The sequence below is a fragment of the Synechococcus sp. RC10A2 genome, from assembly GCF_047502605.1.
Window position 1 is genome coordinate 1 of the sequence record NZ_JANSHP010000088.1, and the last position, 14708, is coordinate 14708.

At 57.4% G+C, this 14708-nt stretch carries 16 protein-coding genes; 9 read left to right on the forward strand and 7 right to left on the reverse strand.

Going from position 1 to position 14708, the window contains the following annotated elements:
* Positions 1-97: 97 nt before the first annotated feature.
* Complete coding sequence (gene hisH / locus NW848_RS11895; RefSeq protein WP_011429853.1) at positions 98-748, forward strand: imidazole glycerol phosphate synthase subunit HisH; 651 nt, start codon at positions 98-100, stop codon at positions 746-748.
* Between the two features lie 6 nt (positions 749-754).
* Positions 755-1216: an EVE domain-containing protein gene (locus NW848_RS11900; RefSeq protein WP_414347111.1), complete on the forward strand. Its 462-nt coding sequence runs from the start codon at positions 755-757 to the stop codon at positions 1214-1216.
* 56 nt (positions 1217-1272) lie between these two features.
* Here NW848_RS11900 and surE read toward each other — a convergent pair whose 3' ends face one another.
* Positions 1273-2052: a 5'/3'-nucleotidase SurE gene (gene surE, locus NW848_RS11905; protein ID WP_011429851.1), complete on the reverse strand. Its 780-nt coding sequence runs from the start codon at positions 2050-2052 to the stop codon at positions 1273-1275.
* Between the two features lie 372 nt (positions 2053-2424).
* Between surE and NW848_RS11910 the strand changes: the two genes are divergently transcribed.
* Positions 2425-3090, forward strand: coding sequence for a Crp/Fnr family transcriptional regulator (locus NW848_RS11910; RefSeq protein WP_414402395.1), 666 nt, complete (start codon positions 2425-2427; stop codon positions 3088-3090).
* Positions 3091-3093: 3 nt separating this feature from the next.
* The gene (locus NW848_RS11915) at positions 3094-3963 is read left to right on the forward strand and encodes an alpha/beta fold hydrolase (protein ID WP_414402394.1); all 870 of its coding nucleotides are present in this window, start codon (positions 3094-3096) and stop codon (positions 3961-3963) included.
* On the opposite strand, the gene NW848_RS11920 is transcribed toward NW848_RS11915, so the two are convergent.
* On the reverse strand, positions 3903-4505 hold the full coding sequence (locus tag NW848_RS11920) for a Ycf51 family protein (RefSeq protein WP_414402393.1): 603 nt from the start codon (positions 4503-4505) through the stop codon (positions 3903-3905). The genes NW848_RS11915 and NW848_RS11920 overlap by 61 nt on opposite strands.
* 166 nt (positions 4506-4671) lie before the next feature.
* Here NW848_RS11920 and NW848_RS11925 point away from each other — a divergent pair, with 166 nt between their 5' ends.
* Complete coding sequence (locus NW848_RS11925) at positions 4672-5922, forward strand: dynamin family protein (RefSeq protein ID WP_414511168.1); 1251 nt, start codon at positions 4672-4674, stop codon at positions 5920-5922.
* Positions 5923-6209: 287 nt separating this feature from the next.
* The gene (locus NW848_RS11930; protein WP_414402391.1) at positions 6210-6413 is read left to right on the forward strand and encodes a hypothetical protein; all 204 of its coding nucleotides are present in this window, start codon (positions 6210-6212) and stop codon (positions 6411-6413) included.
* 14 nt (positions 6414-6427) lie between these two features.
* Here the strand turns inward: NW848_RS11930 and NW848_RS11935 are convergent, their stop codons facing one another.
* From NW848_RS11935 to NW848_RS11945, 3 genes are all read right to left on the reverse strand, one after another.
* The gene (locus tag NW848_RS11935) at positions 6428-7552 is read right to left on the reverse strand and encodes an FtsW/RodA/SpoVE family cell cycle protein (protein WP_414508652.1); all 1125 of its coding nucleotides are present in this window, start codon (positions 7550-7552) and stop codon (positions 6428-6430) included.
* Positions 7497-8906: a UDP-N-acetylmuramoyl-L-alanine--D-glutamate ligase gene (murD, locus tag NW848_RS11940; RefSeq protein WP_414508653.1), complete on the reverse strand. Its 1410-nt coding sequence runs from the start codon at positions 8904-8906 to the stop codon at positions 7497-7499. The genes NW848_RS11935 and murD overlap by 56 nt, the downstream gene beginning before the upstream one ends.
* Before the next feature lie 76 nt (positions 8907-8982).
* Positions 8983-9759, reverse strand: a complete 777-nt coding sequence (locus NW848_RS11945) for a type 1 glutamine amidotransferase (RefSeq protein WP_240527708.1) — start codon at positions 9757-9759, stop codon at positions 8983-8985.
* 1201 nt (positions 9760-10960) lie between these two features.
* Between NW848_RS11945 and NW848_RS11950 the strand changes: the two genes are divergently transcribed.
* On the forward strand, positions 10961-11164 hold the full coding sequence (locus NW848_RS11950; RefSeq protein WP_346426103.1) for a PD-(D/E)XK nuclease superfamily protein: 204 nt from the start codon (positions 10961-10963) through the stop codon (positions 11162-11164).
* Between the two features lie 73 nt (positions 11165-11237).
* Positions 11238-12188, forward strand: coding sequence for a DNA adenine methylase (locus NW848_RS11955; protein ID WP_011429841.1), 951 nt, complete (start codon positions 11238-11240; stop codon positions 12186-12188).
* 9 nt (positions 12189-12197) lie between these two features.
* Here NW848_RS11955 and NW848_RS11960 read toward each other — a convergent pair whose 3' ends face one another.
* On the reverse strand, positions 12198-13382 hold the full coding sequence (locus NW848_RS11960; protein ID WP_414508654.1) for a glycosyltransferase family 2 protein: 1185 nt from the start codon (positions 13380-13382) through the stop codon (positions 12198-12200).
* Positions 13383-13494: 112 nt separating this feature from the next.
* Here NW848_RS11960 and NW848_RS11965 point away from each other — a divergent pair, with 112 nt between their 5' ends.
* On the forward strand, positions 13495-13839 hold the full coding sequence (locus NW848_RS11965) for an STAS domain-containing protein (RefSeq protein WP_414508655.1): 345 nt from the start codon (positions 13495-13497) through the stop codon (positions 13837-13839).
* 15 nt (positions 13840-13854) lie between these two features.
* Here the strand turns inward: NW848_RS11965 and NW848_RS11970 are convergent, their stop codons facing one another.
* Positions 13855-14676: a tetratricopeptide repeat protein gene (locus NW848_RS11970; protein WP_099835590.1), complete on the reverse strand. Its 822-nt coding sequence runs from the start codon at positions 14674-14676 to the stop codon at positions 13855-13857.
* Between the last annotated feature and the right edge of the window lie 32 nt (positions 14677-14708).

Here is a 14708-nt window from a genome sequence, read left to right on the forward strand (position 1 = left end):
ACAGAGCGGGGCTTCCAGGACTACGTCCCGCTAGCGCGAACGGCGGATTAGCTAAAGCCACTATACTGATAGGCTCTTGAAGGTTTCAGGAAAAGCCATGAAAGCCGTGCGCCTGGCGGTGATCGACTATGATGCCGGCAACCTGCATTCAGCTTGCAAAGGGCTGGAGCGGGCCGGGGCCGAGGTGCAGCTAGTCACAGAGCCGGCTGGGCTAGCGGCTTTTGATGGCCTTGTCCTGCCCGGCGATGGGGCCTTTGACCCAGCCATGCAGCAGTTGCGGGCGCGCGGCTTTGGGGAGGCAATCCGACAAGCCATCGAGCGGCAGCAGCCTTTCTTGGGCATTTGTATTGGTTTGCAAGTTTTGTTCGAAGACAGCGAAGAGGGGACAGAGCCGGGGCTGGGCATCGTGCCGGGGCGGGTGCAGCGCTTTCGACCGGAGCCGGGCCTGCGCATCCCCCACATGGGCTGGAACCAGTTGCACCTTACCCAGCCCGACTCTCCCCTTTGGGCAGGGATCCCCGAGCAAAGCTGGGTTTACTTTGTCCACTCCTACCACGCGGTGCCCAAGGATCCAAGCTGGGTGGTCGCCACCACCCAGCACGGCAGCCAAACCTGTGTGGCCGCCATTGCCCGCGGCACCTTGTTTGCCACCCAATTTCACCCCGAAAAGTCCGGCCCTGTAGGCTTGAAGATATTGCAAAACTTTGTCGAGTTTGTTGCCCGTCGCTTGCCTGCTGCCGGCGCCTAGCGTTTCATGAACTACTGGCTGATGAAATCGGAGCCCAGCGTCTACAGCATCTGGGATCTGCAGCGGGACGGCCAAACCCTTTGGGACGGCGTGCGCAACTACCAAGCCCGCAACTACTTGAAGGCCATGCAGGTTGGGGATCGCGCCTTTTTCTACCACTCCAACGCCGACCCCCCCGGCATAGCCGGCCTGATGGAGATCGTGGAGACTCAGGTGGTGGATCCCAGCCAGTTTGATCCCACCAGCCCCTACTACGATCCCAAGTCAACCCCTGCAGCGCCCCGCTGGCAGACAGTGCGGGTGCAATTTGTTGCCGCCTTTGGGCGCTTGATCCCTTTGGCCCAGTTAAGGGCCACTTTTACCCCTGCGGAGTTAGAAGTGGTGCGGCGAGGCACGCGACTGTCGGTGATGCCTGTTCCCCAGGCTGTGGCAGAACGGCTGCTGGCCTTGGCAGCCGTTCCCCTCTAGGGTTTCCCCTGGCTGCGATCCCGGCCAAGCCTGCTTGCCCTAGGCCATTTTTGCTTTCAAAAGCCAAAGGCTGAGAGGCCCCAGCGCTGCAAGCTCTCGAAAGCGGCGTAGGCCGTTAAATCCGGCTGCAGGGGCGTAATCGACACATACCCCTCGGCAACCGCCCGCACATCGGAACAGGGATCCACCTCCTCTTCCACCACCTCTCCTGCCAGCCAGTAGTAGGCCTTGCCGCGGGGATCTACCCGTTTCTCGTAGAGATCCGTGTACTTGCGCCAGGCCAGGCGGGCCAAGACCATGCCGCGTATTTCAGCCAACCCTAGCGGGGGGACATTGACGTTCAACAGCATCGGCTTCTCTAAAGGCTTCAGGCTCAGCTTCTCCAGCAGCATCAGCACCACCTGGGCCGCCGGCTGAAAATCCTGGTGGGTAAAGCTGGCCAGGCTCACGGCTAGGCTGGGGATCCCTTCCAGCAGCCCTTCCATGGCTGCCGAGACGGTGCCGGAATAGAGCACATCAGTGCCCAGATTGGCTCCCTGGTTGATGCCGGCAATGACCCAGTCAGGGGGCTGCTGCAGCAGACCGTCCAGGCCCAACTTGACGCAGTCCGAGGGCGTGCCCGAACAGGCCCAAGCTTGCACCTCTGGCGGAAACCCCTCCCGCACCGGATCCACTCGCAGCGGCTTGTGCAACGTCAAGGCGTGGCCGGTAGCCGAGCGCTCCCGATCCGGACAGACCACCGTGATCTGATGTCCACCCACCTGAGCCAGCGCAGCGGCCAGACATCGCACCCCCGCCGCCTGGATGCCATCGTCGTTGCTGATAAGGATATTCATCGCAGCCACCCCACACCTGTACTCAGACATCCACCAGTCTGACCCCATTCTGCGCCATCCCCTAGCTGGCTGAGTTCGGCGACAAGCTCTGAAAATTTACGGCTTCTTGAGGTTATTATTGGACGTAGCCTTTTGAACAATATCAGTAGAAACCCGATGTCGCCCCATAGGGTTCAGTGCCATTATGAAGCTAAGGTAAAGTAAGCCTGTAGGTTCTCTCCTCTTTGTTTTGCCCCCTTGCGGTTTCCCCATCCTCTCACGACTCTGTTCCGCGGACGCGAAGGCGAAAGCGTTGTGTTGCAACAGTAGCCAGGTAAAGCTGGGGAGTCTGTAAAACCCATCAGGTCGCTCGAGCGACAGGAAGTTGATCCCATGACACTTGTTTCCATCACATCGGCAGCAGAGGCTCAGGAATGGCGGGAACTCCGCCAGTGGGCCGAAGAGCACTACCGCTCTCGTACGTTTCCTAAAGATGTGCGCATTCCAACTCGTCCGGGATTGGTGTACATCCCCCAAGAGGGCGTGGTGCGCCTGGTCAGCCAAACGCCGGAGCGGCGGGAGGTTTTTGTCGGGTTTATCACGCCCGGGGTGCCCTTTGAGCTGAGCAACCCGGAGCGCTTTGAGCTAAAAGCCTGCACCCATGTCGATCGCACGACGGTGATGTGGTTTTACTGGCAGGATTTGGAGCAGTGGCCCTATCTGCACCAGAAAATTCAAGAAAGCTTCCGCCAGCAACTGCAACGCAAGTTGCTCTGGCTGGGCAACTTGGGCCAGCGTCGGGCCATCGACCGCCTGAAGGGCTTTTTGACCTTGTTAATCGACGAGTATGGGCAGCCCTGTGAGCAGGGGATGTACCTCCCCTGGCCCCTCACCCACGCCCAGATCGGGGATGCCATTGGTGCCACCCGCGTGACGGTTACTCGCCTGCTGGGATCCCTGCGCTCGAAGGGGTTTGTGCAGATCCTGGATCAGAACCTGATCTGCATTCCCAATGGAGTGAAGCTGCAGCCGACGCCAAAAAAGGTGGCCAGCGCCTAAGCTATGGGCCTGCAGCTCTACTACCGGGCCTGGGGAGAAGGGATCCCTTCGCTGCCCATCCTGCTGCTCCACGGCCATCCGGGCAATGCCGACTGCATGGAAGTCTTTGCCGAGGCGGTGGCGGGGATGCACCCCTGTGTGGCGCCGGATCTGCGCGGCTACGGGCGTTCGCAGGTGCGGGATCCCTTTGAGATGTCGGCCCACCTGGAGGATTTGCAGGAGCTGCTGGATCGCCTGGGCTGGCAGGAGTGTCTGCTACTGGGCTGGTCTTTGGGCGGGATCCTAGCCCTAGAGTTGGCTTTGCGCCTACCCCAGCGGGTCAAAGGCTTGATCCTAGTAGCCAGCGCTGCCTGTCCCCGCAGCAACCATCCCCCTACCGATTTTTGGGATCAGCTCAACACCGGCATTGCTTCGCTGCTCAACTGGCTTTGGCCCGGCTGGAGTTGGAACATCAACACCTTTGGCCGCCGCTCTCTCTACCGCTACCTAGTCCAGAGACATACCCCGAGAACCTATCGCTACCTGGCCCAGGCAGCTTTGCCGGCTTACCTGCATACCTCTCCTCAGGCTCGCCAAGCCCTACGCGCTGCCCTTCGACAGGGCTACAACCGCGAGGGAGAGCTGCACCGCCTGCACCTACCGGTTTTGATTCTGGCTGCGGAGCAGGATTGCCACATCACTGTTGCCAGCAGCCTAGCCACGGCTCGCCTTCTCCCTCAGTGCACCTGCATTGTCTATCCCAACGTGGCCCACCTCTTTCCCTGGGAGATCCCTGAGCAAGTAGGGCAAGATCTGCGCCGCTGGCTGAGGGCTCAGGATTGGGCCAAGGGAGGCTCTTGCAAAGTCCCCTCAGAGGGCGGGGCGGCCTCCTGAACTTGGGCTAACCTACGCAGCCGAGCAAAGGCCTCTTCCTCCAGGTGGATTTGCTGCTGCTGTTGTTCTTCCGGGGTGCGCAGGCGTTTCCCCAAAGGCTGTTGCAGCGTGCCCAAAAGTAAGGGCTCGGAGACTCCCGGCTCGGGGTGGATGACAGTGCGGGCTTGCAGGGTAAACACTGGCGAGCCGGTAGAGAAACGACCAGAGGAGGCCAGATCGCTAGCTGCCTGCTTCAGCGTAAGGATCAGTTGCTCCGGGGTGATATCTGGGCTAACGGCAATGACCGCCCGCTCCGCCCCTTGGTCATAGACAGTGGTGTAGGGAGCAGCCCCGGGGATGCGGGAGCGGAAAATGGGCCCTAGGCTCAGAGCAAAACAGCCTGCCGTTAGGACCAAGGTAAAGGCCGTGTAGCCCACTAGCGAAAACTTCCAAGGCCAGTTGCGTATCCAGGCCAGCAGCGTTAGCAGCGCCAGGAAGACCGCTACTCCCAGCCCCACCTGGCTGGCAGAGGCGAAGAAAGATTGCAAAGAGCCATCCATCATTCGCAAACTACCTCTTGTTGACCCCAGAACTGCCGGCGGCTATGTGCATTTTAGAGCCATTTCTTTATGCTACTAAATCAGCATTGCTGGCAAGAAGGACGCTGAAAAAATGCGAAGAAAACGAACCACGGTACTAGCGAAAGGACTATAGTGCCGGCGAAGCGGCTTGAGAGCTGTCGGCATGTCATCTTCAACTCTATCTGAAGGAGCGCATCACAGGCTTGATTCTACGGATCCCTCGGTAGCCCTGCGGATCGCAAGAGAGTCACTGTTCACCCTTGGCAACCTCACTGCTGGGATCCTCAGCGAATACCACGACGTCATTAGCAGCTCTGTGCTGCTGGAAAAGCTGCAGGCCTTTCGGGTTGTCTACGAAGAGGCCGTTGCCCGCCTACAGAAGCCCTCCTTCCGGATCGCCACCATTGGTACCACCTCTTCGGGTAAATCCACTATTGTGAACGCCCTCATTGGCCGGAAAATCGCGCCTATTGAGGCCCAGGAGATGAGTGCCGGGATCCTGCGGATTAGGCACGGCGAGCGGAGCAGGCTAGTTATCCACAATACCGAAGGAGCCACCTGGGAATGCGGCACGTGGGAAGACCTGAGGGACGAAGAAATCTACCGCAGGCTCAAGCTGACGATGGAGGCCTACCACCAAGAGCGACGAAAGAAGAGAAAGAAGAGGGATGAAGCGGAGGTGGGCATCCCTCAGGTAGACGTTGAGTGTCCGCTGCTGCCGGTCAGAAACCCTTTTCTGTTAGGCCTGCCTGAGGGCTTACAGGTCGAGATTTATGACTTGCCTGGCCTAAACTCAATTCAAGATAGAATAAGCCTTAGGATTATCCAAGAGCATGTCAGCAAGTGCTTTAGCTTTGTTGCACTGGATTACTCTCAGACAGATTGGCAAGGACGGGAAACTCTCTTGAGAGAGCTAAAGGATGTCGTAGAGTTTCTCAGAGGTCAAACCAGTTTGATGGTCTTCTTGCTCAACAAGGTTGACATGCGGAATCAAACCGACAACCCTCTAGAGCAAAGGATCGAGGAGCTGAGGGAGGAAATTCAGGAGATTCTGGCTCTTCCAGAGCCGCCTTGCATCATTCCTCTTTCTGCTATTGCACTCTTTTATGCTCAATGTGCCTGGGGAGCTAACTCTTCTGAAGCGTCGGATGTAGATCCCAGTACCAGGCGGTGGATGGTCAGCTCTCTTTTTAAAGACTGCTATAACTTCATTAAAGCCTCTACGAGAGGTGATAAGGAGCTGAGGTCGTGGCTACTTAACCTCGAGAACAGCATCGAGGAAGGACAGGAAATATCCGAATTTTTTTCTCTGACCAAGCCCATCAGATCCCTGTTGAGCGCCAGGTCCACTGCCTATTGCTCAGCGATATTGCTCTCAAGGGTTGGGCGGTTTCCCTAGCGGCGGAATCCCAGCTTCTGCTTAAACATGGGTACCTTCAAGATGCTGTTGATGTCCTAAACTTCGAGGTCCCTCGTTTCCGGGAACTGAGCGAAAGGTGGTGTGCAGCTCTCTTGCCAGCAGATCGGCCTCAGCTCCGGACGGCCTATACGTACAAGGCTTCTGGCTTCGCTGGCCGCATCTCTAGCGAACGCATCCAGCGCATTGCTCGTCTTTCCCCATTTGATCGAGGGCTTACGCCAGAGCAGGTCTTTCTCAGAGAAAAGAATCTTTCCGTCGAGTTTCAGATGACCTATTTCCAGGAGCTGGACAAGTCTTGGCACCTTTCCCAAGCTGCTTTAGCCGAATACCTAGATACCCTCAGCGAGCTCACCGAGCGCCTTGAAGGTCTCCAGTCTTTTGCTCACCTCTGTCGAGAGCTTAACCAGGCGGATCCCTACCGATTGATCCCCTCTGAACCCCCAAGTCTTTATCTACTGGCTGCCGAGTGAGAAGCTTACAGGCCTTAGCCCACCTCGCGGGCGGCCCGGACCAACAGCCCCGCCATGATCAGCCCCGCCAGGATCGAGCTGCCGCCGTAGCTAAACAGGGGCAAGGGCACCCCTGTAGTCGGCAGTAGGCCGCTGACCACGCCGATATTCAGCAGTGCCTGCCCTACCAAAAACATCAGACAGCCGCAGACCACCAGCCGGGCAGGCAGGTCGAGACAGCGCCGCATAACCCGCAAGCTGACCCAGGTGTAGGCGCTCAATAGCCCCAGGAAGAAAAGGGATCCCACCAGGCCAAACTCTTCTGCATACACAGCAAAGATGAAGTCCGTGTACTGGATGGGCAGGTAGAACAGCTTTTGTAGGGAAAGACCATAGCCTTTGCCCCACCAGCCACCTGAGCCAATAGCCAAAAGGCTCTGCACCAACTGGTAGCCGTCCCCCTGAGCATTCCCCCAGGGATCCAAAAAGGCTAAGATGCGCCGCCGCTGGTAGTCTTTGCTGAGAATGCTCACCCCAGCCGCCAAGATCCCCAGTCCCGCGGTAGCCAAGAGGGTAAAAAGGGGGAGCCCAGCCGTCCAGGCCATGACCCAGAGGGTAAGGCCGCAGATGGCGGTGGTACCCAAGTTGGGCTGGATGAGGATCCCCAGCAGCGCCAAAGCAAAGAGCCCGACCCAGACGCCGCGAAACCAGAGGGGATGGTAAAACCAACGGCCAAACACCCAGGATCCCTGCAGCACCAACAGGGGCTTGAGCAATTCCGCAGGCTGAATAATCGGGATCACCTTTAGATCCAGCCAGCGGCTGGCATCCAGGCGGGAAACCCCCAGCCCTGGCACGTGGGTGGCCCAGACCAAGCCAATGCCCAGCAGGCAGAGGATCCCGGCCCAGGGGAACCAGCGCTGCAAGGGGATGCGCACTAGGATGGTGAAGCAGACCAGCCCCAGCCCTGACCAGAGCACCTGGCGCTTAAAGAAATAGAGGCCATCGCCGGTAGTCTGCTGCGCCACCGGGTAGGAGGCCGAAAACAATACCGCCAGCCCTATCCCCAGCCAGACCAGCGTCAGCCAACGCAGCCAGCGCGCTTCAGCGTTCCAGGAATCCCACCAGGGCTTGGCAGCAGGCTCGAAAGTGGTGGCCACGGTGCTCGAAGCTGGGGTACTGGTCGAAGCTGGCACAAGCAGGCGACAGTAAAACGGTGATGGGCTGAGCTGGATTGGCCAGGGCTTGCGCTAGGGAGCAGGCAGCTGCAAAGGCCCTTTCCACCGCCATATCTAGGGTCGGCAGGATCTCGACGTCAGTATAGCGGATTTCCTGAAGAGCCTTGGCCAGCTTAGGAGCAGCCTCCCCAATGAGCAACACGCGGGCCACCTTGGCCTGAATAAGCCGCAGCCAGGCCGAGGGATCCCCCTGTTTGGCCCTTCCACCGGCAATGAGGATAATGGGCGGGGAGAGGGCGTTGAGCGCTACCCAGCCGGCCTCGTAGTTGGTGGCCTTGCTGTCGTTGACAAAGCGGATGGGGGTAGATCCCACCTGGATTTGGGCCACCCGTTCCAGCCGATGGGGCATGCCGGCAAAAGAGCGGATGGCGGCTTGAAGGGCAGCGTTGGGGATCCCGGCTAGATGAGCAGCCGCTGCTGCCAAGAGCAAGTTCTGCAAGTTGTGCGAGCCAGGGCAGCGCTCGGCAAAGTCCTCCAGCTCCGCCACCGCTTCCCCCCGGATGTAAAGCGTGCTCCCTCGCAGGAAGACATCCGCTTGCGGATCTTGCAGCGAGACCCAGTAGGTCTTTTCCCAGTCTCGCCGCCGGCGAAAGAGGTAGGGGTCCTCGCCATTGACCACCCGCCACTGGGCCCGCTCCAGCAGCCGCGCCTTAAAGCTGGCATAGCGCTCCAGCGTGCCGTGCCGCTCTAGGTGATCTGGGGTGAAAGTTGTCCACACTCCAATGCGGGGTGGGCCTCCGGGGGAGCTCTTCATCAGGCGGCTGCTGGCCTCCAGTTGGTAGCTGCTCAGCTCTGCCACGATCCAATCTGGCCGACGCTGCCCTTGCCAGATCTCCAGAGCCACTTGGGACAGGGGCAAGCCAATGTTGCCGCAAGGGATCCCTTCTAGCCCTGCTGCCTTGAACATCTCCGCCACTAGGGCCGTGGTGGTGCTTTTGCCGTTGGTGCCCGTGATCCCCACCCAAGGCAGGTGCTCAAGAAACGGCCAGGCCAGCTCCGCCTCTCCCACCACCTCGATCCCTTGCCGCCGCGCCTCTTGCAGCAGCGGGTGATCCCAGGCAATGCCCGGGCTGACCACCACCTGCTTCACTCCCGGCAGCAGTTGAAAAGGCTGGCCCAAGTGGACAGGGATCCCTTCCCGTTCCAGCTCCGCCTGCCGTTGCCGCAAGAGCTCCGAATCCTGCTCGTCCCAGACCCACACCTCTTTTCCCTGGGCCCGCAGCAGCCGTGCAGCCGACCAACCCGCGATCCCCAGTCCCAAAACCTGATGGCCCACGTCTATCCTCTTGGAACTTTGGCTTGCAGATCTGCATCTTACGGCTTTGGCCGCTCTCTAGAGCGCAGCGCGGGGCCTAGGGATCGGAGCGACAGAGAAAGGAGAGAACCTCGCCCATTAGACGGTTTATGGCTTGGTACTTCTCAGGGGAGGCTGAGAGGATCTCTGCTTCCGACTGCACATAGGTAGATGGCAACAGTTCGTTGCGGCAGTGGGAGACAAGCCCTTGCACCAATTCTGGCGTGGTTTCCAAGTGAAACTGGAGGCCGATCACTGAGCGTCCAAGCTGAAAGGCCTGGTTCTCACAGCCTTCGCTCTTGGCAAGGTGAATTGCACCAGGGGGCAGCTCGAAGGTTTCCCCGTGCCAGTGAAAAACCTCAATCGAGGGCGGGAAGCGAAAGGTTAGCTCATCAGGGGGCTGTACCCCTCGTACCGGCCACCAGCCTATTTCCTTAACACGATTTGGAAACACTCGGCTACCCATTGCGCTGGCAATCAGTTGCGCCCCCAGACAGATGCCCAAAATGGACTTGCCGGCCTCGATGGCATTGCGGATAAACTCCTTCTCCTGACCTAGCCAAGGAAATGCACTTTCGTCATTGGCACTCATGGGGCCACCCATGACGATGAGCATGTCAAATTCATCTAGGCTCGGCAATCTCGTCGATTCAAAAAACCTTGTGCCCGTTACAGGGTATTCCTTGGCTTTGAGCCAGGACTCTATATAGCCCAGACCTTCAAAGGGCACATGTTGTAAGTAATGGACACGCATGCTGATTTCGATGACTAACACCCCAGCATAGCATAGCTCCTGTAACTTCCCTGCTGATCGTAGCATTCCTAAGATATTCATGATAGGAAAATCAAAATTCTGTTCCGTTGTATAAGGAACAAAAAGAATGCACCTGGCTGGTCACTCCTCTTCTCTTAACCTCTGGCTCACTTCTTCTAAATACGCCCTAACCTATTTACAGCAACGATAGTCCGCCCCATCCCAAAAAATCGCTATCCTTTGTTCTTTTTTCTCAAGTCTTAAGTACTCTATAAACGCTCTCATGCTTTGAGAATCTGCCTTATTATATACTTGCAACGGAAACTCTCTCTTGTCATAATCTAATGCCCCAAAGTAACTTCGCCTCCCCCTGATATTCTTAATATCGGCCGCAATCTGTTCTCCTTTACCCCCCACCTCTATCCACAAAGGTAACCTCATAGCGGGTGACGCTCATCTACCATAAACACTGTTAGCTCCCCCTTGTCCATCAGGAGCTTCTACTCTTTTGCCTTATGCCGTATCTCTTTTTTTGAGCAACTGCTTCCTCATTCTTCTGGGACTGCCTCTTCTAAACTTTCCTTCAGCTCATCGCAATAGCAGCAGCTTTTTATTCGGGAGAGAGATAGGGCTTTGAGCCTCGATAAGCTAGAGCAAGTCCAGCAGCTCCTTGGTTTGGGAGTATAAGTTCCGGTTGCTGATAAAGCTTGATGACACTTGCAACACGTCACAGACCTAGGGGTGAGTATGGCCTTGGAGTGTTGTTTTGACAGCTAAGGCTTGCCCCAGCTCTCGGAGATCGGGGTTGCTGTCTACGAAATCCACGAGCCCCTGCATTAAATCCATCTTGCCCCCGATCACTAATCTGTATTAAGGTTGCTATGTGCTTCTGCAACAGCAGATGAAAACCACTGCTACTGGACTCCGGAGATCGGCTGGTTCTTGAGGGTGTGGCACCGACAAAAAGTAGAAACCACAGCCACCTACTTGCAGTGGTGGACTGCCGACGGGAATTTGCTTCTGGGGGAATTGAACAAGTAGGGCAGGAGCGGCAGTAGCAGCCCTCGCCCAAGTCCGTCAGGAACAGCAGCGCCTAGCCGCAAAGCTTCGGGAGTTGGGTGGCGATGGGAGAGCGCAGGGGTGGTGAAAACAAACGAAGCTGATTGTCTGTGAGGAGTTTTCTCTATGTCAGGAAAAAGAACAGCGCCTAAAAGTGGTGACGAATTAAAGCAGCGAGTTGTTGCTCTGGCACAATCTCTTGGATTGAAGACCAGCACGAAGGCTGTGGGGGCAACAGCGGTATATTGATGTGGTCATTAGCGATGAAAAAAGCGGCAAGCGACTGGGAGTGGAGTGTAAGTTTCAGGCGACGTCAGGCACAGCGGAAGAGAAGATCCCTGCAACCATTCAAGATATGGAGCACTGGCCTATTCCAGGGATCGAGGTAATTGACGGCGAAGGGTTTTCAAAGAACATGCAAGGATAACTGATGTCTACTGAGAAAGTGGTTTGGTTCAGCGATTTAGAAGATTGGTTACGTTTGTATTTTGGATTGTAACATGAGCGATTTGCTTCTTCCGCGACCTTTTCTAAAATGGGCCGGTGGCAAGACACAACTGACAGACGCCCTATTAGAGCGGATGCCGGTCTATTTCAGAACTTACCACGAGCCTTTTGTTGGGAGTGGCGCGCTTTTCTTTCGCCTGTATAGAGAATGCAAAATCAAACAGGCGATCCTTTCCGATATCAACGCTGAGCTGATAGATACTTACCTGGCTATTCGCGATCATGTTTGGGAAGTTATTCAACTACTCTCCGAATTTCCACACAATGAAAGTTTTTATTACCAGATTCGAGAGAAAGATCCTTGGTCAATGGGTCTTGTAGGACGAGCAGCGCGCATGATTTACCTGAACAAGACAGGCTATAATGGTTTGTATCGCGTCAATCGGCAAGGAAAGTTCAATGTTCCTTTTGGGCGATATAAAGCTCCAAAGTATCTAGACAAGGACAATCTTTTAGCTGCATCCCTTGCTCTACAAAATGTTGAAATTTTGTGCGTGCCATTTGATACGGTTGTTGAGAGGGCCAAGCCAGGCGACTGGGTGTATTTCGACCCGCCTTACGTTCCTGTCTCGCAAACATCAAACTTTACCTCCTATCATGCCAGTGGCTTCGGCCTAGAGGATCAAGAGCGATTACGAGACATTTGCATTGACTTAAGCAAGAATAAGGTGTACATCATGCTTTCTAATTCTGACACCGCAATCATTCGCTCTTTGTACGCTATGCCCTTCTTTGCTATTGATGAAGTTCAAGCAAACCGGGCTATCAACTGCAAGGGGACAAAACGAGGCAAAATCACGGAGCTAGTGATCACAAACTACCCTGTTGAAAGAGCGGTGCAGCTAGGCTTACTCGATCAGGGGTTGCCTTATTTGAGGGCCACCCAACACTCGCTTGCGCCTGCTGTCACTCCGCTGCGCTTCGCGGGGCAGGTGAGATCCTGAGGCAGTCGACTAGTAGGTGCGCCCGCGCCAAGAGCGGGGGCGGCTGAGGGCTGACAAGATCACCCGCAGGACAGCCAAGGGATCCGCCAGCGGCGAAGCCCAAAACGTCCAGGGGGGATCCTGATAAGAGCCGCGAATGCCCATCAGCACCCCCAGTCGCAGGGCCAGCAAGCCCAGGTTGAGCCCCAACAACACTTGCTCTGTTAGGGAAAAGGGGAACCCCAGCCCGGCCTTGATCCCCAGCCCCCCCACTGCCAAGAGTGGGATCCCTTGGGTAAGCACCAGCAGGGCCATATCCCCCCACAGTTGGGCCCTGGGGGTGGCGTCTTTCAAATCCAGGGATCGGCCCCACTCCCGCCAAGTTTCGGCCAAAGAGGTGTACATGCGCACCTTGAGCAGGTGCCGACCGTCGCAAAAAGCTACTTTAAAGCCGGCTGCCGCGATCTGCCGCACCAGGGTGACATCGTCGCAAAAGGAGGCCCGCGCCAGGGTATAGCCGTTCATGGCTTCCAGCACCGAGCGGCGCACCAACATACACTGCCCATTGGCCATCGTCCGCTCCGGCAAGTGGGGAGTCTCCCCTGCCGCCCCATAGCGGTAGATCAGGGTTGTCAAAAGAGCTGGCTGCAGCCAGCCTTCCCCCCAGTGCTGCAGGATAAACTGCGGCGCCAGGGTGATGAGATCCAGCTTTTTGGCCTGGGCAGTTTCCAGCAGCCGCTCCACCAGGCCCGGCTGGGGGCGGGTGTCGGCATCAATGCCCAAGATCCACTCAGAGGCGGGATCCGACTGGAGAAATCCATAGTGCAACGCCCAAGGGCGACCGACCCAGCCGCTGGGCAGGGGATCGTCGGTAACGAGGCGAAAGCGGGGATCCCGCGCGGCCATTTGCAGCACTTTTTCGCGGGTGCCATCCTGGGAGCGGCTATCCACCACCAGAACTTCGCGCACAACCGCTCCCTGGCGGTGCAGCCCTTCCAGACAGGGATCCAGGCGCTCGGCCTCGTTGAGGGTGGGCAGCAAGACGCTGACCAAGCCCGGCGGAAAAGGGATCCCCGGTTGACCAGGAGGGAGAGGAGAAGGGCGCCACAAAGAGGGCAGCAGCCGCGCCAGCAACACCGCCGCCATCGGCATCTGCAGGGCCAACAAACCCAGGGCAGCCGCATCCTCCATCGGGATCATCGCGTGCGTATCCATTAGGGCTACCTTCCTACCTCCAAATAAAAGTTGCCCAGCAAGGCCCAAGCCGGTGGCTTTGGTTCAGAATCAATGTGACCCTTGCCCTCGGCTTTTTCTTTCTTAGCCCTTTGTGGATGTTTCCACTCAGCTCAGCCCCGGGGGATCCCTTGTCGCCCTCGTCAAGCTTCCTGCAGGACAGCTGGAGCCTGCTTTGGTGCAGAGAGAGCTGAGTCAGATTCTCGCCAAGAAACCCAAGCACCTCTTGCTGGATCTGAGCCAGGTTACGCAGATCGACAGCAGGGGAGTTTCGGCTTTGGTGTGGGCAAGACGCGCCTGCGCCGCCGCCGACTGTCATCTCAAGCTCTGCGGTTTAGGAGAGAAAGCCAAGACAGTTCTCAAGGTTACCCGTCTGGACTCTCTCTTCGAGACTTATCCCTCGGTGGAAGCGGCCCTCAAGGAGGTCTCCGAGTCTTGAGGGGGACGACTCTCCTCAGGGAGCAGTCTCCTGGCTCTCAACAGCCTGAGGCTGGTTTCTTTGGGCAGAGAGCTCGGCCTCTTGCCGGATCTGCTCCCGCAGCTTGGGTGGGGCCAGGCGGGCTGCTTGCTCAAATAGCTCCGGGGCTTTTGCCCGTAGGTTTTCATCGGTGGCGGAGCTAAGGGCTATTGCTTTGCCCAACACGGGCGCAAAGTCGCTGGGATCCGCCGCAATCATCTCGTCGTAGAGGGCGACAGCCTTTTCCGTCTGGTTATTGCGGACGTAGATAAAGGCCAAGCGCAGACGGACATCGTTATCTTCCGGGACTTCCTTCAGATAGTTCTCCAGTAGTTCAATGGCTTGAGAAGGGCGGCCCAGCGCTAGTTGAACGTCGGCCAGCTCCTGCAGGACTTGGCTATCTTTGGGATCCTTCTCGTGAAGGATCTGGAGCTGCTCTAATGCCCCTTCCAGATCCCCTGTATCTTGCTGAATCTGGGCCAAAAAAGCTCGCAGTTGCCGATTTTCCGGCTCCAGTTCCACCAGCTTCTTCAGCGGCTCGATGGCCCCTTGCGGCTCGTTGAGCTGCAGTTGCGTGTCGATCAACCCCCGCAGGGCGATGGGGTTATCCGGCTCCCGTTCCAGCACAGCCCGGTAGCCGTCCGCCTGGGCCCGCAGTTGCTCAGTAACCAAGTTGGCGGTGTCTTGCGAGTCCGAAGGCCCCAGCGCCTGGAGGATGGGGCCAAAGGAGAAGCTTAGGAACATCGCTGCGCCGACCACCAGCACCAGCGCTTTGAAGACCTTGCGGACGAAAGGTTCGTCAGGTTTGGACTGAGGCATGAAGGGGCTCGCACAAAACCTCTTTGTACTCT

What these genes read in the sequence shown, in the direction of transcription:
- hisH (WP_011429853.1), top strand. Translation starts at nt 98, where the DNA reads ATGAAAGCCGTGCGCCTGGCGGTGATCGACTATGATGCCGGCAACCTG.
- NW848_RS11900 (WP_414347111.1), top strand. Translation starts at nt 755, where the DNA reads ATGAACTACTGGCTGATGAAATCGGAGCCCAGCGTCTACAGCATCTGG.
- surE (WP_011429851.1), bottom strand. Translation starts at nt 2,052, where the DNA reads ATGAATATCCTTATCAGCAACGACGATGGCATCCAGGCGGCGGGGGTG.
- NW848_RS11910 (WP_414402395.1), top strand. Translation starts at nt 2,425, where the DNA reads ATGACACTTGTTTCCATCACATCGGCAGCAGAGGCTCAGGAATGGCGG.
- NW848_RS11915 (WP_414402394.1), top strand. Translation starts at nt 3,094, where the DNA reads ATGGGCCTGCAGCTCTACTACCGGGCCTGGGGAGAAGGGATCCCTTCG.
- NW848_RS11920 (WP_414402393.1), bottom strand. Translation starts at nt 4,505, where the DNA reads ATGATGGATGGCTCTTTGCAATCTTTCTTCGCCTCTGCCAGCCAGGTG.
- NW848_RS11930 (WP_414402391.1), top strand. Translation starts at nt 6,210, where the DNA reads ATGACCTATTTCCAGGAGCTGGACAAGTCTTGGCACCTTTCCCAAGCT.
- NW848_RS11945 (WP_240527708.1), bottom strand. Translation starts at nt 9,759, where the DNA reads ATGAATATCTTAGGAATGCTACGATCAGCAGGGAAGTTACAGGAGCTA.
- NW848_RS11955 (WP_011429841.1), top strand. Translation starts at nt 11,238, where the DNA reads ATGAGCGATTTGCTTCTTCCGCGACCTTTTCTAAAATGGGCCGGTGGC.
- NW848_RS11960 (WP_414508654.1), bottom strand. Translation starts at nt 13,382, where the DNA reads ATGGATACGCACGCGATGATCCCGATGGAGGATGCGGCTGCCCTGGGT.
- NW848_RS11970 (WP_099835590.1), bottom strand. Translation starts at nt 14,676, where the DNA reads ATGCCTCAGTCCAAACCTGACGAACCTTTCGTCCGCAAGGTCTTCAAA.